Source organism: Yeosuana sp. (assembly GCF_057126245.1).
On sequence record NZ_DBNGMQ010000028.1, the window covers coordinates 1 to 21,491 of the forward strand.

Annotated in this window: 18 protein-coding genes; 6 read left to right on the forward strand and 12 right to left on the reverse strand. The window is 34.7% G+C overall.

The window, feature by feature from the left end; genetic code table 11:
• The coding region (locus AC15TD_RS02840; protein ID WP_484450626.1) for a hypothetical protein at window positions 1-801 on the reverse strand (801 nt) is incomplete at its 3' end.
• Window positions 802-884: 83 nt separating this feature from the next.
• On the opposite strand from AC15TD_RS02840, the gene AC15TD_RS02845 reads away from it, so the two are divergent.
• On the forward strand, window positions 885-1,361 hold the full coding sequence (locus AC15TD_RS02845) for a regulatory protein RecX (RefSeq protein WP_484450627.1): 477 nt from the start codon (window positions 885-887) through the stop codon (window positions 1,359-1,361).
• Between the two features lie 232 nt (window positions 1,362-1,593).
• Here AC15TD_RS02845 and AC15TD_RS02850 read toward each other — a convergent pair whose 3' ends face one another.
• The 4 genes from AC15TD_RS02850 to AC15TD_RS02865 all read right to left on the reverse strand — a co-directional run bounded on the left by AC15TD_RS02850 (window position 1,594) and on the right by AC15TD_RS02865 (window position 6,210).
• Entirely contained in the window at window positions 1,594-2,085 is a 492-nt protein-coding gene (locus AC15TD_RS02850) for a DUF6646 family protein (protein ID WP_484450628.1), read from the reverse strand.
• A gap of 200 nt (window positions 2,086-2,285) precedes the next feature.
• Window positions 2,286-3,146, reverse strand: a complete 861-nt coding sequence (locus AC15TD_RS02855) for a cupin-like domain-containing protein (protein WP_484450629.1) — start codon at window positions 3,144-3,146, stop codon at window positions 2,286-2,288.
• 177 nt (window positions 3,147-3,323) lie between these two features.
• Window positions 3,324-4,292 carry an alpha/beta fold hydrolase gene (locus tag AC15TD_RS02860; protein WP_484450630.1) on the reverse strand — a complete coding sequence of 323 codons (969 nt, stop codon included), beginning with the start codon at window positions 4,290-4,292 and terminating at the stop codon, window positions 3,324-3,326.
• A gap of 94 nt (window positions 4,293-4,386) precedes the next feature.
• The gene (locus AC15TD_RS02865; RefSeq protein ID WP_484450631.1) at window positions 4,387-6,210 is read right to left on the reverse strand and encodes a TonB-dependent receptor; all 1,824 of its coding nucleotides are present in this window, start codon (window positions 6,208-6,210) and stop codon (window positions 4,387-4,389) included.
• Between the two features lie 130 nt (window positions 6,211-6,340).
• Between AC15TD_RS02865 and AC15TD_RS02870 the strand changes: the two genes are divergently transcribed.
• The 4 genes from AC15TD_RS02870 to AC15TD_RS02885 are packed head-to-tail and all read left to right on the forward strand — an operon-like array spanning window position 6,341 to window position 9,393.
• Window positions 6,341-6,847 (forward strand): DUF2975 domain-containing protein, encoded by a 507-nt coding sequence (locus tag AC15TD_RS02870; RefSeq protein WP_484450632.1) that lies wholly within the window; start codon window positions 6,341-6,343, stop codon window positions 6,845-6,847.
• 2 nt (window positions 6,848-6,849) lie between these two features.
• Window positions 6,850-7,056: a helix-turn-helix domain-containing protein gene (locus AC15TD_RS02875; RefSeq protein ID WP_484450633.1), complete on the forward strand. Its 207-nt coding sequence runs from the start codon at window positions 6,850-6,852 to the stop codon at window positions 7,054-7,056.
• A gap of 42 nt (window positions 7,057-7,098) precedes the next feature.
• A complete protein-coding gene (locus tag AC15TD_RS02880; RefSeq protein WP_484450634.1) occupies window positions 7,099-8,883 on the forward strand; it encodes a M61 family metallopeptidase in 1,785 nt (594 codons plus the stop codon).
• A gap of 21 nt (window positions 8,884-8,904) precedes the next feature.
• Entirely contained in the window at window positions 8,905-9,393 is a 489-nt protein-coding gene (locus AC15TD_RS02885) for a DUF3157 family protein (protein WP_484450635.1), read from the forward strand.
• Window positions 9,394-9,400: 7 nt separating this feature from the next.
• Here the strand turns inward: AC15TD_RS02885 and dinB are convergent, their stop codons facing one another.
• Window positions 9,401-10,621 (reverse strand): DNA polymerase IV, encoded by a 1,221-nt coding sequence (gene dinB, locus AC15TD_RS02890; RefSeq protein ID WP_484450636.1) that lies wholly within the window; start codon window positions 10,619-10,621, stop codon window positions 9,401-9,403.
• On the reverse strand, window positions 10,618-13,590 hold the full coding sequence (locus tag AC15TD_RS02895) for a DNA polymerase III subunit alpha (RefSeq protein ID WP_484450637.1): 2,973 nt from the start codon (window positions 13,588-13,590) through the stop codon (window positions 10,618-10,620). The genes dinB and AC15TD_RS02895 overlap by 4 nt, the downstream gene beginning before the upstream one ends.
• Before the next feature lie 85 nt (window positions 13,591-13,675).
• Between AC15TD_RS02895 and AC15TD_RS02900 the strand changes: the two genes are divergently transcribed.
• Window positions 13,676-14,443, forward strand: a complete 768-nt coding sequence (locus tag AC15TD_RS02900; RefSeq protein ID WP_484450638.1) for an XRE family transcriptional regulator — start codon at window positions 13,676-13,678, stop codon at window positions 14,441-14,443.
• A gap of 158 nt (window positions 14,444-14,601) precedes the next feature.
• Here AC15TD_RS02900 and AC15TD_RS02905 read toward each other — a convergent pair whose 3' ends face one another.
• The 5 genes from AC15TD_RS02905 to AC15TD_RS02925 all read right to left on the reverse strand — a co-directional run bounded on the left by AC15TD_RS02905 (window position 14,602) and on the right by AC15TD_RS02925 (window position 21,488).
• Complete coding sequence (locus AC15TD_RS02905; protein WP_484450639.1) at window positions 14,602-14,880, reverse strand: F0F1 ATP synthase subunit delta/epsilon; 279 nt, start codon at window positions 14,878-14,880, stop codon at window positions 14,602-14,604.
• A gap of 21 nt (window positions 14,881-14,901) precedes the next feature.
• Window positions 14,902-16,410 carry a F0F1 ATP synthase subunit beta gene (gene atpD, locus AC15TD_RS02910; RefSeq protein WP_484450640.1) on the reverse strand — a complete coding sequence of 503 codons (1,509 nt, stop codon included), beginning with the start codon at window positions 16,408-16,410 and terminating at the stop codon, window positions 14,902-14,904.
• Window positions 16,411-16,592: 182 nt separating this feature from the next.
• Window positions 16,593-18,158, reverse strand: a complete 1,566-nt coding sequence (locus tag AC15TD_RS02915; RefSeq protein WP_484450641.1) for a G-D-S-L family lipolytic protein — start codon at window positions 18,156-18,158, stop codon at window positions 16,593-16,595.
• 1 nt (window position 18,159) lies between these two features.
• On the reverse strand, window positions 18,160-20,943 hold the full coding sequence (locus AC15TD_RS02920; protein ID WP_484450642.1) for a TonB-dependent receptor: 2,784 nt from the start codon (window positions 20,941-20,943) through the stop codon (window positions 18,160-18,162).
• Window positions 20,944-21,215: 272 nt separating this feature from the next.
• The gene (locus tag AC15TD_RS02925) at window positions 21,216-21,488 is read right to left on the reverse strand and encodes a hypothetical protein (RefSeq protein WP_484450643.1); all 273 of its coding nucleotides are present in this window, start codon (window positions 21,486-21,488) and stop codon (window positions 21,216-21,218) included.
• Between the last annotated feature and the right edge of the window lie 3 nt (window positions 21,489-21,491).

The following is a 21,491-nucleotide window of genomic DNA, read 5'->3' on the forward strand; positions in this document are numbered from 1 at the left end:
TACTATAACATCATTTATTATTTCTACATAAGTGTTATCAGCTACAGTTAAGCTACCTCCTGGATCTATTGTTAAGTTACAAGCAGTAAAACTTGTTTGTTCACCTCCAGCACTGGTGTCATAAATATCAGCAATAACAGCATTTTTATTAAAATTTGGTCCACCATTACTCCATGCTCCGGCAGACCAAGTGGCGGTTACAAAACAAGGTATTTCAGAAACAGTACCATTTATGACAATACCTTTATTGCTGCCTGATAAGGCTATAAGTTCTTCTATATCAAAAGTTCCAGCTAATAAATTTGCACTATATGCATATAGTCTGAATATGATTGTTCCAGTGATTCCTGAATATGCAGATAAATCTATTCCTGTATTATCTTCACCACTAGGATCCACTGAAGCATCAGTAAAAATAGAAGAAAACCCTGAACCAATGTCTATTCGAATATCAAGTTTATCTGGACCATTACCAAATCGGTCATATCTAATGTCCATGGTAGTTAAATCAATTTGGTAACCAGAGTTAGGAGTTAAAGTCCACTCTAAATAATCATCAAGATCTATTGTTTCATTTGCTGTCCAATCACTAGATTCATAAAATGGCCCCCCTGTTAGATTAATTCCAGTTCCTCTACAAATTCCAGTTAGAGTAATATTAAGATCTTGTGAAATTACACCACTACAACCTGCGTTTTGGGTAGAATTAAAAGAAGCAATTTCTTGCCCAAATCCAAAGTTTACCCCACAAAATAAAGCTATTAAAACGGGCAGGGATTTTATAGAGGTTATTTTTTTCATAGGGTTAAGTTTAAAATTTAAGATTTGGTATTTTAAAATTTTATACTAAATATTACTGTTTCAATTGTTATTTTTGGCTTACCATGAAGCAACCCAAAAAAACATATACTTTACAAGAAGCCACCAGCAAACTGGAGTCTTATTGCGCGTATCAGGAACGTAGCCACCAAGAGGTCAGGCAAAAGCTAACCAACATGTTTATGATTCCTGAGGCTATTGACACCATAATAGTACACCTTTTAAATCATAATTTTCTTAATGAAGAACGTTTTGCCAAAACATATGTAAGTGGCAAGTTCAAAATTAAGGCTTGGGGCCGTAACCGCTTGGCTTTTCAATTAAAGCAAAAAGGCGTGGGTAAAGTTAATATAAAAATGGCACTTGCGGAAATTACTGACGCGGATTACATCAGGGTTTTTAATGATTTAGCCGATAAAAAGGTTTATAGTATCAAGGAAACCAATAAGTTAAAGAAAAAAAAGAAGTTTATAGACTACTTTTTATACCGTGGCTGGGAAAGCCATTTGGTGTATGAAAAAGCCAATGAATTGATAAAATAACCGTCATTACAAAGGACAATTCGTCATTACAGGACAACGCGTAAAGAAAATGTATAGTATACATTTTTAGCGAATGGGCCAGATGGCGCGATGGAAAAACGACTGAAGTAATCTGTTTAATAGGAGTTCACATCATGCGATTGCTTCGCTTCGCTCGCAATGACGGTGATATCATAAAAAAAAGCGGAAAACAAGATGATTGTTTTCCGCTTTTAAAATATTATAAACGCTTTTATAAATTAAAAGACGCTCCTAAACTAACCGTAAACTGGTTGAATAATTTTTCACTAGGGGTTAACGTGTCGGTATTATACTTTGCAAAAGGCACATTAAATTCGGTAAAAACGCCAAAGCCATCTGAAAAAAAGTAACGTGCTCCTAAATGCCCGCCAAAGTTTTTAAGACTTATGTTTAAACCTGGATATAGATCAAAACTTTCATCAATGTTAAGTACATTCCCAATGTTGGCATTAAAACGCCCTTTAATATCAAAGCGATCTCCAAAACTAGCATCTATCGCATCATTAACGCCTAAAGCATACGCCGAAGAAACCCCGATAGAGATGTTTTCGCCCAGGCCAAAATCGTAACTTATTTGTATACTGGTGGCATTATCTTGTAAATTGGTACCTACTTGAAATTTGTTGTCGTTACTACCTGTAAATGCTTGCGCATTAACAAGCGAGACACTAAGAATCGCAACTAAAAAAAATAATTTTTTCATGATTTGAGTTTAAAATTTAGGTGGGCAAATGTATTATAAATTTTTCAGTAAAAATGCATACACACATACAAATGCTTATGCGTTGCGCATTTTGTGTTATACTTTAAAATTGAATGTCAATTCGAATGAATTTTACTCATTTTTTTGAGTGCAATTTGCATCGATAATCAATTTGTTATAAAAACATATAATGGGTTCGTCTATAAATACTTATGCGTTTTTATTATGGCTTGTTCATTTTTCCAATCAATCCATGTTTGCCCTTTTAAGCGCCTCATAATATTGTCAAAATTGCGCATTAGCAGTATATTATAAATGGCCCTGGAGAAGTTTTTAGGGTTTCTCGCTATCGCTCTTAAACTCATAGAAAATCCCGGAGTGACGTAACGCATATAATGCCAATACCCTTCGGGCATATAGAGTACCTCACCATGATTGAGTTCCGTTTTATAGCCTTTTGCTTTTTTTAGCATAGGCCATTTTTCAAGATCAGGCTTGGCAAAATCAATATCTTCTCTGGTAATTAAAGAGTGCGGTACTTTATACAAATAATCATTCTGTTTCTGATCAAACAAAATAACCTTCTTGGTACCTTCAAAATGAAAATGAAAAATATTAGCTAAGTCAATATCATAATGCATGAAAGTGCGTGAATCCTTACCTCCAAAAAACAACATGGGAATATCTTTCATAAGACGCAAACCAAGATCTGGAAAGCTAATATCTTTTTGAAGCTCAGGGATTTCCTTGAGGGCGTTCCATAAAAAAATACGGTATTTGGTAGGTTCACGCTTCAATAAATCGATATAATCGCTCATTTTCATTTTAGCATGCGCTTCATTAAACTTCTTTTTGTAATCAATAGGCCGGTCATCATATAAAGGAATGCTTACATGACCGGCAACGGTTTTCATATAGTCTAAATTCCATTTTTTGTAGGCAGGCCAGTCATCAATATAACGCTCAATCACCACAGGTTTTTGTGGCTTAAAATAATGGGTTATAAAGTCGTCTTTACTAATGGTCTTAACACGAGGAATGTCTTGTAGGTTCAATGTCATGGACGTTGTATTACTCGTTCAAAGTTAAGAAAACCTTCTGAATTTTGGAATAGTATTTTGGGCGTTTCCTTTCAGGCAACGCTTTCCTCTTCATCTTATTTAATTACTGTAGTATAAACGCGCTACCTATAATTAAAAAAGGTTCGCTAACACAAGATCAGTTCACTAAAATAGTTGTTATTTAATAGCAAAAAAGGCCTCAAAAAGGGCGTAGAATTTTTCAGGCTCCTCTAAATATGGGTTGTGTCCGCTTTGCTCAAACATCACAAATTCAGCCTGAGGCATAAAGGTTTTATACTGCACATTAAATTCTGGAGTAGAAACACCATCATATCTTCCAGCAACTATGAGTGTTTTAGCTGTAACGTTTTTTAGTTGTTGCCTGTAGTCTTGGTTAATCATACTGCCGCTTACATCAAAATCACCATCGGCACCAATAATGGTCACATATACATCATTAGCCCAATGTCGGTAGGATTCTTTTGGCTTATTGCCTTCTATTTTAGTGTTGTGGTAGTAAACATATTTAGTAGGAATGCTAGCATACAATGATTTTAAAGGTTCTTGACTAGATACATAACCTAATGCTCGTAAAGAGTCTACCTGTTTCCATTTTTCGGGAAAATGAGTTTTGGCGTAATGGTTGTAGCTATCGCAATTGGCTTGCCACATAGCACCGCTATGAAAACCGTTTATAAGCACTAATTTATCAACTTGGTTTGGATATTTTATAGCATAAGCCTGAGCAGGAACGGTTCCGTAGGAATGCCCTACAATAGATATTTTTTCAAAATTTAATAGGGTTCTTAGGCTTTCAATAAGAGCGACATCATTGTCAACAGAATACTCTGTTTTATCTTTAGCATCATCACTTTTTCCGCGTCCTAAAAAATCAAAAAACACCACGGTGTTCGTTTTGTAATACTGACCAAAATTCGCTTGCATATAGTCATGAGAATTTCCTGGACCGCCAGGTAAAAAGAAAATTGGGTCACCCGAACCTTTTACTTCTACATTAATGTTATAGCCATCAATGTCATAGAATTTAGATTCAAATTTGCTGAAGATGTCTGGATCTTTTTGAGAGAAAGCATTAAAGGATATGCAACATATGCCAAAACAAAATGCTAAAATGATGCGTGTCATATAAGAAGAAGTTTTTGTAAATATACTTGTTTAGGAAATTAAATAATTACGGTATTTCCTTATAATAACTTTTTTGTCTAGTTTTTTAAACTATTTATTTAAAATGATAAGTAAGACCAAATAGCATATTACCTTTTGGCATAGGTACTAAATTGGTTTCTGTATATTCAGTATTAAAGATGTTGTTTGCTATGATTGACACTTCAAAAGCATTAAAGGTCGCATTGATACTGGCATCTAATACGGAGTAACTTTCTCCGTTGGTTCGTTCGGCATATTTATACACGATATTTTGAGTGATATTCTTTATAAATCTGGTGCTTAATTTTGAGGTGACGTGATGTTTCATAGAATTAATTGAATATCGCGAAAAATTCACATTCAAATTTTTAATTTCATCTTCTAAAAATGAATAAGATAGGTTTAAACCTTGATTTAAATTACCTAGCTTAAAGTTGAAATTCGTGTTTAATTCAAATCCTTTAGTGTTTAATTTTCTAATATTTGTAGCTTGCCAAAGGTCGTCTTCATTTTCTTTAACATAATCAATAAGTTTGTTTGCGTCTCTGTTAAAAAAGGCTACTGAGGCACTAAAATTATTAGCAAAGAATTTTAATCCTAATTCTTGTGCAATGGCTTCTTCAGGATCTAAATTTTCGTCGCCAAGTGTTGTTGGGTCACTATAATATAAATCGGTATACGTTGGGATTCTATACGTGTAACCAATATTTCCATAGGCTTTTAACTGGTCGTTTAATTTATAACCGATATCAATTCCTGGAAAGGCATGAAATTTAAAATCGGAAAAATAAGTGACGGCAACACCAGGTGTAATGTCTAACTTGTCGTTGGCCAGTTTAAATAAGTGTTCTAAGAACAAGGTGGTCATAAATCGGTTTCGATTTCCCAGATTGTTACTAGATAGATACACTTTAGCCATATCAACACCAAAACCGGTTATCCCTAAATTAGAGTTGTATTGCATGTTTATTTCGGCGCCAATCTTGTTGGTTTGGTGTAAGTTTCGGTAAATTGAGGGGTCTTGACGCACAAAAACATATTCATCTTGATTTCGTCTCCAGTACAAACGTGGTTTTAAAGTAAGATGCTCCTTTTTTATATCTGTTGAAACACCCACTAAACTTGTTTGCGTTTCTTCGTATTGATTGATAGCAGTCGGGCTTGCATAAAACCCGTTAGCTCCAAATTTACGTTCAGAAAAAGCCGTAATTATGTTAATGGGTAATTTGGCTTTATTAAACGTATTTTTTATAAAATAGTTTTGATTATCGTAGTCGGTATTAAATCGGTAACCATCGGAAACATTCCTTGAAACATGGACTAAATGCGAGGAGTTTTCTAGGTTATTTGCAGCTGTTACGGAGGCATTTTTTTGTCCATAAGAACCTGCTTGTAAGCCTAAAGACATGTGGTTTTCCTGATTTTTTTTAGTGACAATATTTACAGCGCCTGTAAAAGCATTTTGCCCAAATACTCTCGCGGCAGAGCCTTTAATGATTTCAATGCGTTCAATAACTTCAATAGGCAACGCCATATTCATAGAGTGATGTCCTGTTTGTGCATCATCTACTTTAATACCATCAATAAGTAATAAGGTTTGATCAAAACTACCACCACGAATGTATAAATCGGCTTGCATTCCAGAAGTCCCACGGCGTCTTATATCAACACCAGCGAATTGTTGCAATATATCGGCAACGTTGGTTGCCGCACTTTGTTTAATGTCTTCAGAAGAAATAATCGTAATCGTTCTTGAGTTTTCCTTAAAAGGAAGGTCTATTCTTGAAGATGTGATGGTTATAGAATCCAGGTCTTGTTTTAAAATGCCTTGTGCCTTACTTATATAAATACCCAATACGGTGAAGGCTATAAAAACCAACATTTTTTTTATACTCATACCTATTTATTTTCGCTGCAAATATAGAATTATTTTGTGCTTTGAATAGATATAATAAATAAAAAATTAAACTAAAATTATTGTTTTTCGATAATTTTATATACATTTGTTATCGTTAAACAATAATTTTATGAAAACAATAAATATTTTAAAAAAATTGATATCTATCTATTACTATGTATTACTGATTGCTTTGATTGGTGGCTTAGTTTCTTTTCCGTTACTAATATTTACCAATAGTAGTTATGAGATTGGGTTTTTAGGAAGCCAAGTTGATTTGAGTGTATTACCATTATATAAAAGTGTAATAACCTTATTATTAGTTGGAACTCTTTATTATTTGTTTTTTAGATCTGTTAGACTCATAAGAATGAGTTTGAATGATTTATCTGAAGGGAATTATTTTTCACAATTTGTGATTAAAAATTTCAAAAAAATTGGTGTACTCTTTTTAATTTGTGGATTTGGTTCTGCTTTTGTTAAGTTAGTATTAGGGTTTTTATTAGGGAATGTTCTTAAAGTGGGCATAGACTCGTCTTGGGTTATATTCATTGTTATGGGCCTTTTTTTTCTTTTTTTAAGTGAAGTTTTTGACAAAGCACATGTTTTACAAAAAGAAAACGATCTAACTATATAATCATGGCTATCATAGTAAATCTTGATATTATGTTGGCAAAGCGAAACATGAAAAGCAATGAATTGGCAGAGATTATTGGTATCACTACAGCCAATCTCTCTATTTTAAAAACAGGAAAAGCAAAAGCCATTCGCTTTTCAACCTTAGAAGCCATTTGTAAAGCCTTAGACTGTCAGCCTAGTGATATTTTAGAGTATACCAAAGATTAGAAATACATAGAAAGTAGTATCTTAGGCACTTAAATTTTGTTTATGAATCGATTTCTTTTTTGGGTTTTACTGTTGGGTATTCGATTTATCGTAACGGCACAAGTATCATCTCAGTATAGCATATCTTTTGAAAACGCTGTTCATCACGAAGCATTTATTGAAGCTACGTTTTCTAATTTAAATAGTAATGATGTAGCATTTAGAATGAGCAGAACCTCGCCTGGGCGTTATGCATTACATGAATTTATGAAAAATATCTATGCGGTTAAGGTAACAGACGGCAAAGGAAATGCTTTGGAAGTTTTTAGACCAGACCCGTATTCATGGAGAGTAAAAGACCATGATGGCACTATAAAAGTGAGTTATATTTTGTTTGCCAATAGAGGTGGAGGTACCTATTCTCAAATTGATGAAACCCATGCACATTTAAATATGCCGGCTACGTTTATGTATATGCCTAGTTTAAAAAATCAGGGGTTTCAAGTAGCTTTTAAGCCACGTGAAGATTTAAATTGGAAAGTGGTGACACAACTAAAACATGTTAAAGGGAATACGTATTATGCTAATAATCTGCAGTATTTTATGGATAGCCCAACGGAAATTAGTGATTACAGCTTACGTTTTTTTGATGTGAAAGGACAAACCATAAATTTCGCCTTGCATCATAATGGAACAGAAAAGGAACTTGATTTATATTTTGAAAAAGTAAAAAAAATTGTGTTACAAGAGGAAGCTGTATTTGGTGAGTTACCAACCTTCGATTATGGTAACTACACGTTTTTAGCATGTTATATTCCAAACGCATCTGGCGATGGTATGGAACACAGAAATTCAACTATTTTAACAAGTACAAGAAGCCTGGCAGAAGGTGGTATGGAACGAAATATAGGAACGGTAGCACATGAGTTTTTTCATTGCTGGAATGTAGAGCGTATTCGCCCACAATCATTGGAGCCTTTTAATTTTGAAGAGGCTAATATGAGCGGCGAATTGTGGTTTGCCGAAGGTTTTACCAGTTATTATACGTCACTCATATTATGCCGGGCAGGATTAATAAGTGAGGAAGATTACGTTAAAGGCTTAACAGGTACTTTTAATGCTGTATGGAATTCACCTGGAAGACAGTTTTTTAATCCTATTGAAATGAGTTATCAAGCGCCATTTGTAGATGCTGCCGTATCTGTAGATCCGGTAAATAGAAACAATACCTTTATTTCTTATTATACTTATGGAAGCGCCTTAGGGTTAGCTTTGGATTTATCCTTGCGAGAGAACGGATTAAATCTTGACGATTTTATGAAATTAATGTGGATAAATTTCGGAAAACAAGAAAAACCCTATACGGTTGAAGATTTACATAATACCTTAAATAACTATGCCGGAGCAGAATTTGGGGATTCCTTTTTTAAGCGGTATATCTATAAAAGTGAGATGCCTGATATGGAACGTTTATTAAACGAAGTAGGAGTTTTATTGACACAAGATAAAACGAAAGTATCGTTTGGAGCGAAGGTAAAAGATGGTTTGATTACAGATAACCCGCTTATAGGGTCTTCGGCTTATAAGGCGGGCTTAGAAAATGGTGATAAGATTATGAAGGTTGGAGATGTTGTTTTAAATGCTACTATAGATTTTAACGGCATATTAAACACGTTCAAACCAAATGATGAGGTTGCTGTCACCTATGAACGTTTTGGTATTACTAAAGAAACAACGCTAATTTTACAAGCAAGCAAGGCGTATGGTTTAAGTTTATTTGAATCCAATAATTTGAAATTAAATAACAAAAAGGAATCAGCACGAAAATCGTGGTTGCAACCTAAATAACAATAAAAATTCTTATCTATTATGAAAATATTTCTTTTAATCTTACTATTTTTTGTGTCATATCTTGGGTTTTCACAAAATAATTATATCGTAAAAACAGATGATGGCCGGCGGGTTTTACTAAAAGCTGATTATACATGGGAATATATTGATTTAGAAAAACCAGGTATAGATAATACCTTGGTTACAACGACACCAGTTTCAAAAATTACTAAAAAGGACAAAGAAAAAAATACTGCTGAGACTGATAATACGTGTAAGCTTGCAGAAGATTTTACAGAGCCTGAATTGAATAGTAAAATTCAATCGCAATTAAAAAAAGGACGCGCTACCATTGAAGATGTAAAAAGTAAAGTCGCAAAAGATTTTGAGTGTGGGGTTGAAGAGGTGATATTGCTATCTGTTAGAGAACAAAAAGCAAGAGCGACTTACGGTTTTTGTGTGAAGGGAACGGCAGTTACTTATAAACGTAACGGGTATTCTATCGCAAAAAGCATCAAGCTTTTTTAATTTTAAATTACTGCCTTCTATTGGCTAATAATGGTGGTGGTTCGCCGTTAAACGGATTCCATCTGCTAATACTTTTGGCTTCCATGCCCGCAGCTAAAACAACCGCTCTGTCTCCATAACGTTCTCGCATTGTATCAATGGCCTGACTTAAATGAAGGTGTTTTTCATCGTCTTCAAATAAATTAATTTGGTGACCACCTTCAACTAAATGGCTAAACCTAACACCAATAAGACGAACCAGTAAGCGTCTGTTATAAAGTTTTTTGTATAAATCTAACACCACTGGAATAATATTATGGTCCATAGCACTATACGGAATGCGTTGCTGTTGGGTATAGGTTTGAAAATCTGAATATCTAATTTTAAAAGTGATACAAGCGGTTAGTTTATTGCCGCGACGTAATTGATAAGCCAGATTTTCTGCCATCGCAATAATGATACTTTTTAGTTTACTTACGTCGGTTGTGTCTTTATTAAAGGTGCGTTCTGTAGAGATAGATTTGCGTTCATGATATTGTACAACAGGACTATTATCAATACCATTAGCTTTTTTCCAAATGGCTAATCCGTTTTTTCCAAGTACTTTATGCATGAGTTCCATGGGCATGTCTTGCACGCTTTTAATACGCTTTACACCTAAATCGCAAAGCGATTTATACGTTACTTCGCCAACCATGGGTATTTTTCGAACCGATAAAGGGGCGAGAAAAGGTTTTTCGGTTCCTTTTATAATTCTAATTTCATTATTGGGCTTTGCTTCACCGGTGGCTATTTTCGAAACAGTTTTATTTATAGATAAACCAAATGAAATGGGCAATCCGGTCTCTTTTATAATACGTTGGCGCAACTCGGAGGCTAATTTATGACAGCCAAAAAATTTATCGGTTCCTGTAAGATCAATATAAAACTCGTCAATAGAGGTTTTCTCATATAGTGGTACATGTTCTTTAATAACATCGGTAACGTTTTTTGAAAAGTTAGAGTAAATACCAGAATTCCCTCTAAGAATAATGGCTTCTGGACAAAGCATTTTTGCCATTCGCATGGGCATGGCAGAATGTATACCAAATGTACGTGCTTCATAGCTACAAGAGGCTACCACACCACGATCGCTAGTGCCGCCAATAAGCACAGGTTTCCCCATGAGTCTACTATCAAGTAAGCGTTCACAAGACACAAAAAAGGTATCTAAATCCATATGCACTATGGCACGTTCTCCAGAGCTCATGCGGTAAGAGGTTTGGTTTTGTCACTATATCTTGGGTCTTCAACAACAGCTAATTTTTTCATAGAAATGACCTCAATGTTGGTACAGTCAAACTCTTCTATAACTTTTCCAGAAATACTGTAAATACCTTTTCCTCTAAACGGATATTTTATGGCTACTAGCGGAAAATGTACCGTATCAATAAAGTCACCATCACGATCTAAAAAGGTTCCGAAAAACATCCGCTTTCCGTTTGATGTTGCGGTGTTTTTAGCAGTCACTAAATAGCCTTCAATGGTTATGATGTCTCCTTTAAATTTAGAGAGTTGAGAGGCTCTTAACGGGTTTTTAAAGTTGTGTTCAGTAAGACTAAATGGACTGCACAACGGAAACCCCAAAAGCTCTAGCTCATCAAAGGCATTCTCTAGCGTTGTTGTTGGCAACTCAGGCGTTTTATAGTTAATACGCTCGGTTTTAAATAAATCAACCGTATTTTCTTGTATGGTGGTTTTACTAATTTTTAAATAGGCTTCCCAAAGGAGTTCTCGTTTATTAATTCCTGTAAATCGAAAGGCGTTTATTTTTATAAGAATGGTTATTTGTTCTATAGTAATAGAAATGCGGTCTATAAAATCGTCAAGACTTTTAAAAACACCATTCTTGTTACGTTCATTAAGTAAATGTTTTATGGTTTTTGATTCGAAGGCATGTAAAAACATAAAGCCTAAATAAATGGTTTTTCCTTTAATGATTGTTTCGTTAAAACTATGGTTAATACAAGGCGCTTCAATAATGCCGCCGTGCATGCGGGCTTCATGAACATACAGCTCTGTTTGGTAAAACCCACCAAAATTATTAATGGTAGCTACCATATATTCTAAAGGATAATACGCTTTTAAAAACAGACTTTGATAACTCTCTACGGCGTAGGATGCTGAGTGGCCTTTAGCAAACGCATAGCCAGCAAAACTTTCTATTTGTCGCCAGATATCTTCGGTAAGCGCCTCGGGTTTTCCCGCTTTTTTACAATTATCAAAAAATTGCTGTTTTACTTTTAAAAACTCATCGCGCGAACGAAATTTACCAGACATACCACGCCGTAACATATCGGCTTCGCCTAAGGTTAAACCACCAAAATAATGCGCTACTTTAATAACATCTTCTTGGTATACCATAACACCATAGGTTTCGGGCATAATTTTAAGTAAAACAGGATGCGCATCTTTACGGCGTTTAGGATAGCGATATCGTAAAATATACTCACGCATCATACCGCTCTTTGAAACACCGGGCCTAATAACAGAACTGGCAGCCACCAGACCTAAATAGGTATCTACTTGTAGTTTTTTGAGTAGCATACGCATGGCAGGAGATTCGACGTAAAAACAGCCAATAGCTTTTGCCTGACGTAATAGGGTTTTAATGTTTTCATCTTGTTTAAAGCGTTTAATATCATGAATATCTATAGGGGCTTTTTCAGGATGATTATAGGCTACAATAGTGACAGCATCTTTAATTTTTCCTAATCCACGCTGACTTAGAATATCAAACTTGTACAATCCTATATCTTCGGCAACAACCATATCAAATTGTGTCGTAGCGAATCCTTTTGGAGGCATAAATGTCGCCGTGTAATAGTGAATGGGTTTTTCTGAAATAATAATACCGCCAGCATGAATACCTAAATAATTAGGAAATCCTTGAATGTATGTGCTGTATTTAATAACCAATTGTGATAAGGTGTCTAGCTGATACATATTATATTTTCCTCGGGTAAGCACATCCATTTCAGTTTTTGGTAGGCCAAATACTTTTCCTAATTCTCTAATAGACGCTCTAAATTTAAACGTATTGTAAACAGCAATAAGTGCTGTGTTTTTAAAGTGTTTAAAGATAAATTGTGTGATATCGTCGCGGTCTTTCCAAGAAAAATCGATATCAAAATCTGGTGGATTTTTCCTGTATAGATTAATGAAACGTTCAAAATATAAATCGAGTTCTACAGGATCAACATCTGTAATTCGTAATAAATAAGCGATGATACTATTAGCGCCACTACCACGACCTACATAATAATACCCTTTGCTACGAGCATATTTTAAAATTTTCCAGTTGATGAGGAAGTAGGGAACAAATCCTTTTTCTTTAATAATGTCAAGTTCTTTTTCAATGCGTTTAAAAATACGTTCTCCTGGTTTTTTATAGCGATAATGTAATCCTTGATAGGTTAGTCTTCTTAGTAATTTAAAGTCTAACGCCTGGTTATTAGTATATGATTTTTGATTGTTTGGCGTTTTTTGAGAGAAGTCAAAATCAATAGCGCAATGGTTTAATAGCGATGAGGTATTTTTTAAAAGCTCAGGAAATTCTTGATAGATATTGCATAACTCATTATAAGGCAACATCCTGTCTGTAGGGTTGCCTTGTTCACTTTTAGGAAGTTTGCTTAATAAGGTGTTATTGTCAATAGCACGCAGTAACCGATGCGTGTTAAATCCTTTTTTATTTTCAAAAGAGACCGTTTGTAATACCACCAATTTACTTCTAAACGTATTCCATTTTGAAAATTTAAGATGATTAAGGTCTTGAGGTTTAATACCTAAAAACTCATTGGCTTTTAAGGTATAGGTTTTGTTATGTGTATAAGGATATATCACAAACGTATCTTCAAGTTGTGGTGCTTGTTCAGGAATTTTTAACGCTGAGTTATGTAAAAAACCAGACAGATATTGGTTAATATTATAGAATCCGTTATTATTTTTTGCTATTAAAATAAATTGCTGTTTAGCATGGTTTCTAAAGTCTACACCAAGTACTGGTTTAATTTTGTAATTATTTGAAAGACGCACAAAATCTAAACATGACGACGTATTGTTAATATCGGTTAATGCTAGTGTTTGCAGGCCATTTTCTGAAGCAATAGCAAGGAGCCGTTCTGGCTTTATAGTGCCATAACGCAAACTGTAATATGTGTGACAATTGAGATACATAATTTTATACAGTAAAAATAAACTACAATATGTAGTTTTTGTTGCTTATATTTGTAGTAATTAATGTTAAAAAAAATAATGTTTCATGAAGCCTATTCAAATTAATATAAAACACTTGCGAACACTTAGGAAGTTCTCTCAAGAACGTTTTGCGGAAGAGTTAAAGTGGACACGCTCTATGGTAGGATCTTATGAAGAGGGACGTTCAGAACCTCCAATTGATAGACTTATAGATATATCTGGCTATTTTAATATTCCTATAGATATTTTGGTTAAGAATGATTTAAGGCTAGCAAAAAGCACCTCGTTTATTGATGTTGGAAATAAGCGCGTTCTTTTTCCTATTAGTGTTAATGAAAACAATGAAGATCTTATTGAGATTGTACCAGCAAAAGCGTCTGCGGGCTATTTAGAAGGCTATGCAGATCCGGAATATATAGAGCAATTACAAAAAATAAAACTGCCTTTTTTACCTACCGGAACACATCGGGCCTTTCCTATAAAAGGGGACTCTATGTTACCAGTAAAAGATGGGGCGTTTATTGTTGCTAAATTTGTTGAGGATATTAGTGATGTTAAAGACGGAAGAACCTATGTTGTTTTAACAAAGGATGATGGCTTAGTTTATAAGCGTGTATATAATAAAATAAAAAACAATAACACATTATTGTTGAGTAGTGATAATAAATTTTACCAACCCTACGAAGTAGATTTAGAAAAGGTATTGGAGTTATGGGAATTTACGTGTTGTATTAATACTCAAGAATATAATGAGGAAGAATTAAAACTAAGCAGTATTGTAAATATGTTTCAGGAATTAAAAGTTGAACTAAAGTCGATTAAAGGCTTATAACATTTATTTTGATGAAGCATATAATTTTAATCCTATATTATGCTTTTACTGGGTATGAATTGGGATTGAAAAGATAAAAAAGGAGTAATTTTTAAAAAAATGGTATAAAAAAACGCGAAGTTTTTACTTCGCGTTTTTTTATGTATTGTGAAATAATGTTAGTCAGCTAAAACAATAACTTTATTATCTTTCATTTCAATAGTTCCTGAAGCAATTTTTAATAAGGTTGTGCCTTTATCTCCTTTAGTAAATTTGTCTTGAACCTCTTCTTCTAATGTTATATTTCCAGAAATTTTAACAAAACCTTCCTTTAATAGAGACACGATAGGAGCGTGATCTTTAAGCATTTCAAAGGCACCATTTACACCTGGAACAGCAATAGAATCTACTTCTCCACTAAATAAGGTTGCTTCTGGTGATACAATTTCTAAATGCATAGTTTTAATTGTTTAAATAGATTAAACTTCAGCAAGCATTTTCTCTCCAGCTTCAATAGCTTCTTCAATAGTTCCTTTAAGGTTAAACGCTGCTTCTGGTAAGTGATCTAACTCACCATCCATAATCATATTAAATCCTTTAATGGTTTCTTTAATATCAACTAATACACCTGGAATTCCTGTAAACTGCTCAGCTACGTGGAATGGTTGAGATAAGAAACGTTGTACACGTCTTGCTCTACCTACTGCCATTTTATCTTCTTCAGAAAGCTCTTCCATACCAAGAATGGCAATAATATCTTGTAATTCTTTATAGCGTTGTAATAACTCTTTTACACGTTGCGCACATGCATAATGCTCATTTCCTAAAATATCAGCTGTTAAAATTCTAGACGTAGAATCTAATGGATCAACCGCAGGATAAATACCTAACTCAGCAATTTTACGCGATAATACGGTTGTTGCATCTAAGTGGGCAAAGGTTGTAGCAGGCGCAGGATCTGTTAAATCATCCGCAGGTACATACACCGCTTGTACAGAGGTAATAGATCCTTTTTTAGTAGACGTAATACGCTCTTGCATCGCACCCATTTCTGTTGCTAATGTAGGTTGGTAACCTACCGCAGATGGCATACGACCTAATAACGCCGACACCTCAGAACCAGCTTGTGTAAAACGGAAAATATTATCTACGAAGAAAAGAACGTCTTTTCCTTGACTATCACCAGCACCATCACGGAAATATTCTGCAATCGTTAAACCAGATAATGCCACACGAGCACGCGCTCCAGGAGGTTCGTTCATTTGTCCGAATACAAAGGTTGCTTTAGATTCTTTCATTCCGGCTTTATCAACTTTCGTTAAATCCCATCCACCTTCTTCCATAGAGTGCATAAAATCATCACCATATTTAATAATACCAGACTCAAGCATTTCTCTTAAAAGGTCATTTCCTTCACGAGTACGTTCTCCTACACCAGCAAATACTGATAAACCACCGTGACCTTTTGCTATATTGTTAATCAACTCCTGAATTAATACCGTTTTACCAACACCGGCACCACCAAATAACCCAATTTTACCACCTTTTGCATAAGGCTCAATAAGATCGATTACTTTAATACCTGTGAATAAAACTTCTGTAGAAGTTGATAAATCTTCAAATTTCGGTGCCTGTCTGTGAATTGGCAGACCGGCTTTTCCAGCTTTAGGCAAATTACCTAATCCATCAATGGCATCACCAATAACATTAAATAAGCGTCCGTAAACATCTTCGCCAATTGGCATTTGAATAGGTGCTCCAGTTGCAGTGACCTCTGTGCCTCTGCTTAATCCATCTGACGAGTCCATTGCGATAGTACGAACAGAATCTTCACCAATGTGAGATTGTACCTCTAATACTAATAAAGAGCCATCAGGTCTTTTAATTTCTAATGAATCATAAATTTTTGGAAGTTCAGAACCTGCTCCGAATTCAACATCGATAACCGGACCAACGATTTGTGCAACTTTACCTGTAACTTTAGCCATTACTTATATGTTTAATATTATGCATTTTAATTCTGAGAAAACACTTCAAGTTTTCGCGTGCAAAGATATATTTTTTAATTTAAAATGAAAGTTGTTTTTATAGCTTTTTTGCAATAAAAAAACACCTTCAATACGAAGGTGTTAGTAATTTGTAAAATCCTTTTATTCTATTGTAATTCGGGCTAATAATTTGTAGGATGATTTCCAGCCTTAGCCACATTACCTGAAGCTATAAAGTTTGAGCCAAATTTTGTATCAATCGCTTCAAGAAATTTATTAGCCATAAATGCATAGCCTCTTGCTGTTAAATGAATACCGTCTAAACTAACTGCACCACCTGTAACCAAATTTGCATCTAGCGTATAATCATCAAAATTAGTACCTGTTGATGCTAATTGGGTTAAGATGCTGTTTAAGTCAACTAAAGCAATATTTTCATTAGCATTAGCTACAGCAGCAATTGTATTATTATAAGCATCTGTTGCAGTTTTAATACTTGTGAGCTCATCAATGTCTAAGGCATCTTGGTCATCAATACCGTTTACAGCAGCCAGAATCAAACCTGCTTGTTCAAGGGTGGGCGTACCTCCCTGTTGAAGAAGCCCTAAGACCTGTAATACTTCTGGAGTTATTACTACAGAACCGTAGCCTTGTGCCAATGCGTTTCGGTTTATAGGTAGCATAAGTAACTCTTCCGCTGTCATTTGTCTAAACCCTAATGGATTCGTCTGCGTAGCTGGGACATCTATTAAAAACCTGTTAGGACCTTCATTAAAAGTAATAGCATATTGAGCTGCTAAAGCTTGTGCTTGTTCTAATGGAACTCCGTTTAACACTAAACCTTGTAAAAATATACCACTAGCCGCTTGGAAAAACCCTGTTAATTGTCCAGCGGTGGTTGCATCTAAAACCAATGCATTATTTGGTATGGTTGTAAAGTAAGGTAGATCTGTTATGTAAGGAACATTGGTTACAACACCCTTGGCACCAGTATTTGTTAAGGTGCTAACTATTCCACTAAACACATTAGCAAAAACATTTGGGTCGGTAATGTCGTTATTGCCGTACGTTGAAGGGTTTAAATTTCCTGTTTGATCAACGCCTGAGCCTCCAGAAGTAGCAAATGTTAAAACATCATTTCCACCTAATTCAGAAAGTGTGAAAAAAGTTGGATTTTGACTTACTGCGTCACCAAGCATAGTAGCAGAAGCAGATGAAGCCATTCTTCCAAAATATGGGTTTAAGCTGCCATAACCAGAAAAAGTAACATGAAAGCTTTTAGCTCCAGGGACTCCAACATTATTAAAAGGTCCAGATAAGACATTAAATCCATCTGTGGTTGGGGTACTTGGAAGTCTCACTGGGCCTTCGCCATTAAAGTATAATCTTGGTAAAAAATTCGGGTTAGGAGTACCTCCAAAAACTAGCCCTCCAATATTATCATTCATTAATGGTTGGGTAAAACTCCCTCCTCCTACTTTAGCAAATTCTTTAGCTAAAATGTTTGGAAACGAATTTTCTTGCGCTGCAATAAAAACGGCACCATCGGTATAACCGGCTGTGAATGAAGCTCCAACTGCAACATAGCTAGAAAAATCGGCACTACCGGCAATTAGTTCTGGTAAAACTTCAGTAGAAGTGTCAACATTATTATCAATTAAAACATCTTCAATGTCGTTACATGCTGTGAATCCTAAAAGGATTATTAACAGCCATATATATTTTGTATTCATGATTTTCTTTTTCATTTTATAGATTATTAATTGTCCAAGACACATAATACATTGAGCCTATAAGTCCTGTACCAAAGGCTGTGAAGTATTCTTCACCAGTAAGGTTTGTTGCACCAACTTTAAACATTGATTTTAAACTAGGAATGGTTAAGTTGATTTGTGCATCTAAAACATGAAATTCTGGTACGACGCCGTTTCCAAAAGTTGCCTCCCAGTAATAATCATCACTAAATCTGTAAGAAATGTTAAAACCAAAGTTTTTAAATAATTCGGTATTTCCAAAAGAGGCTTTAAACTTATGTTCTGGCGTATTAAAATTTGTTACAAAATCAGGATATTTATCGCGATCAAAATCTAATTTAGCATAGGTATAACTACCGCTTAAATCGAAATCATTAAACACTTTAGTTGATAAACCAATGGATGCTCCATAAGAGTTGACTTTCGCAGGTGAATTAGTATAAATATTATACGCTTGCGTATCACTATTTGCTAATGCCGCTACTGAAAGCGAATTATCGCCAACGGTTCCATATAGCGGAGAAACAACGGTAGCTTGAGAAATAAAATCTTTGTAGCTATTGTAATAAGCACTAAAATCTACGGTAAGGTTTTTAAATTTCCCGCGATAACCAACCTCCGCAGAAGTTACTTGTTCTGGTTTTACCAAATCTGGATTTGCAATTTCTAAAACTGCAGGATTACCAGTAGCGCCTAGGGCTCGAGCCGAGCTTAATGTATATGAATTTTCATAACCAGCACGACCTGTTTGAATAACATTAGCAGGCTGTCCTAATGCTTGGCCAGGACCACTAACAGGATAAGACCTAGAATATCTGTCTAAGTTATCAGGAGCAGCACCTATTAACACATAAGGGCCAGCATCTAAACCAATAAATAAATCTTGAGTAGTAGGATTTCTAAACCCAGTTTGAACGGATGCTCTAATATTATGATTATTATTAACTGTTAAACCAGCTGAAATTCTTGGTGACAAAAAACCATCAAAAAACTCGGATTTATCATAACGAACCGAACCAGTAAGTTTAAGTTCTAAAGATTCATTTAGTTCTAAATTTTTCTGAATTTGTGTATATACACCATACTCAGAGTAATCAATTGTTCCATCTTTATCAGTGTAAATAGTTCCAAATGAATTTAGACTATATTTTCTATAAGATCCCCCAACCTGAATTTCTGCAAAGTCAATTAAATGACTAAAGTTGTAATTGGCGTCTGAATGATAATATTTAGACGCATCTTGAAATTTAGAACCTGTTAATAAATCAGGGTCATTAATACTCTTATTAAAGGCCGCATTAAATCCGTCTGAGCCTGGTAAAAATCTGCCAGATTCTGCCTTTGCTCTAGCCGCCGCATGGGCTTGCGCATCTGTGGCACCGCCTAAAGTAGCTAGAACGTAAGTTCCTGTATATTCACCAAACCAGGTGTTGTCATCTTTCCAGGCTCGGTTAATATTAATACCAGTAAAAACCATGTCATAAGAGTCTCCGGCTTTATCACCAACCATATAACCTCTTAAAAAGAAATTTTTATTTTTGATTTCAAACTTGTGTTGCTCCTGAAAAAAGCCATTAATATTATATCGGTTACTTCCTTGATAAATAGTAGAACCCGTACCTACTTTTCCAACATAGGATATTTCAAAGTCATCTTCGAAAGGCCTGTAGTATAAACCCCAGTCTGCTTTAACACTTTCAGCATTATAATTCGTTAAATCTGATTCAGCATAACCTGTTCTACTAACAGCTACAGATGGCACCAATGCATTGGCTCCTGCTGGCAGAATTCCTAAATCTTCAAGAGCTACTGCTACACCTTTAATATTTGTGGAAACCACATCACCATAAACGTTGACGCCGTTATAATTTAAATTGGTTTCACGAGTTCCGCCATTTGAATTTCTATCAGTTTCGTTATTAGCGGCCCAATCGGTACCTTTTAAATAACCAAAATTAATTTTTGCAGCAAATTTATTACTAAACTTGTATGCAGCTCGAATTCCGAAGTCGGTATATTCATTATCTCCGGCAGCTTCTTGAGAGGTAATTCCTTTTTTCATGTAAGCACTAATCCCATGGTGATCAAACGGATTTTTACTACGCATAAAAAGAATCCCGTTAAAAGCATTAGCCCCATACAAAGCAGATGATGCTCCAGGTAAAAGTTCAACGCTTTGCACATCGGTTTCTATCATACCTACTAAATTTCCAATAGGGAAGTTTAAGGCGGGTGTAGAGTTATCCATACCATCTACTAACTGCATAAACCGGTTGTTGGCAAAGGTTGCAAACCCTCTGGTGTTAACAGATTTAAATGTTAAACTGTTGGTGTTTACATCGACGCCTTTAAGGTTCTCTAAACCATCATAAAAATCTACAGAAGCTGTATTTTTTATTTCTTTTAGCCCTAAACGCTCAACAGTTACAGGCGATTCAAAAATACGCTCTGGCGTTCTTGAAGCGGAAATAACCACTTCGTCTAGCGATGTTCCTTCTATTAAAACGAAGTTAACAATTTGATTACTTTCTGTTATTTGTTGTGTTACGGTTTCAAAACCAACAATACTAGCTTGTAAATCAAATGGCGGGCTTATATTTACTTTAAGCGTAAAATTACCGTCAAAATCTGTTACTGTTCCGGAAGAAGTGCCAACAACTATGATGTTAGCTCCTGGAATGGGCTGACTGTTATCATCGACAACGATTCCAGTAATTGTTGTTTGTGCATTTGTTAATCCATAAAACAGTAACAATAGGATAGGGAGAATTGTTTTCATTTATTAGTCTTAGTTTAAGTTTTATAGAGTCAATATTAGAAAGAAAAATTGATTTATTTTACATAAATCAAAAATAAATTATGCGCACATAGTATATTTTCTTAAAAAAAACCGACAATTATTTGTTATATATGTAAAAATAGGGAGATTTATTGAGTTTTTAACACAATGAGTTAAAATTATACATAAAAAAGGACCGTATTGTCCTTTTTTATGTATTCAGCTGTCATTAAACTTGATAATTCTAAAGGTCTAAATGCGTTATTGCAAATCTAATTTGGTTTCGTCTCAATCTTTCCTAAAAAATTTAGAATAATAATTAGTGTTCCGAGAATGATTTGTATGAGGAATATAAAATTTAAGGCTTCTTTTTCAAGTAAATTAATAAGACCACTTAGAATAAAAATAATTCCATAGAAATACCAAAATACTTTTCTGATTTTTTGTTTTTTGTTTTCTGTAATCTTCATCATTTTCATTGAAATAAAATGAAGCATGCCAATACAAACAAAAACAATTAACATAATGACTAAACCATTCAGCATAAC

Excerpts from the sequence above, each read along its gene's own strand:
- AC15TD_RS02845 (WP_484450627.1), top strand. The coding sequence starts at position 885 with ATGAAGCAACCCAAAAAAACATATACTTTACAAGAAGCCACCAGCAAA.
- AC15TD_RS02850 (WP_484450628.1), bottom strand. The coding sequence starts at position 2,085 with ATGAAAAAATTATTTTTTTTAGTTGCGATTCTTAGTGTCTCGCTTGTT.
- AC15TD_RS02855 (WP_484450629.1), bottom strand. The coding sequence starts at position 3,146 with ATGACATTGAACCTACAAGACATTCCTCGTGTTAAGACCATTAGTAAA.
- AC15TD_RS02860 (WP_484450630.1), bottom strand. The coding sequence starts at position 4,292 with ATGACACGCATCATTTTAGCATTTTGTTTTGGCATATGTTGCATATCC.
- AC15TD_RS02865 (WP_484450631.1), bottom strand. The coding sequence starts at position 6,210 with ATGAGTATAAAAAAAATGTTGGTTTTTATAGCCTTCACCGTATTGGGT.
- AC15TD_RS02870 (WP_484450632.1), top strand. The coding sequence starts at position 6,341 with ATGAAAACAATAAATATTTTAAAAAAATTGATATCTATCTATTACTAT.
- AC15TD_RS02875 (WP_484450633.1), top strand. The coding sequence starts at position 6,850 with ATGGCTATCATAGTAAATCTTGATATTATGTTGGCAAAGCGAAACATG.
- AC15TD_RS02880 (WP_484450634.1), top strand. The coding sequence starts at position 7,099 with ATGAATCGATTTCTTTTTTGGGTTTTACTGTTGGGTATTCGATTTATC.
- AC15TD_RS02885 (WP_484450635.1), top strand. The coding sequence starts at position 8,905 with ATGAAAATATTTCTTTTAATCTTACTATTTTTTGTGTCATATCTTGGG.
- dinB (WP_484450636.1), bottom strand. The coding sequence starts at position 10,621 with ATGAGCTCTGGAGAACGTGCCATAGTGCATATGGATTTAGATACCTTT.
- AC15TD_RS02895 (WP_484450637.1), bottom strand. The coding sequence starts at position 13,590 with ATGTATCTCAATTGTCACACATATTACAGTTTGCGTTATGGCACTATA.
- AC15TD_RS02900 (WP_484450638.1), top strand. The coding sequence starts at position 13,676 with ATGAAGCCTATTCAAATTAATATAAAACACTTGCGAACACTTAGGAAG.
- AC15TD_RS02905 (WP_484450639.1), bottom strand. The coding sequence starts at position 14,880 with ATGCATTTAGAAATTGTATCACCAGAAGCAACCTTATTTAGTGGAGAA.
- atpD (WP_484450640.1), bottom strand. The coding sequence starts at position 16,410 with ATGGCTAAAGTTACAGGTAAAGTTGCACAAATCGTTGGTCCGGTTATC.
- AC15TD_RS02915 (WP_484450641.1), bottom strand. The coding sequence starts at position 18,158 with ATGAAAAAGAAAATCATGAATACAAAATATATATGGCTGTTAATAATC.
- AC15TD_RS02920 (WP_484450642.1), bottom strand. The coding sequence starts at position 20,943 with ATGAAAACAATTCTCCCTATCCTATTGTTACTGTTTTATGGATTAACA.
- AC15TD_RS02925 (WP_484450643.1), bottom strand. The coding sequence starts at position 21,488 with ATGCTGAATGGTTTAGTCATTATGTTAATTGTTTTTGTTTGTATTGGC.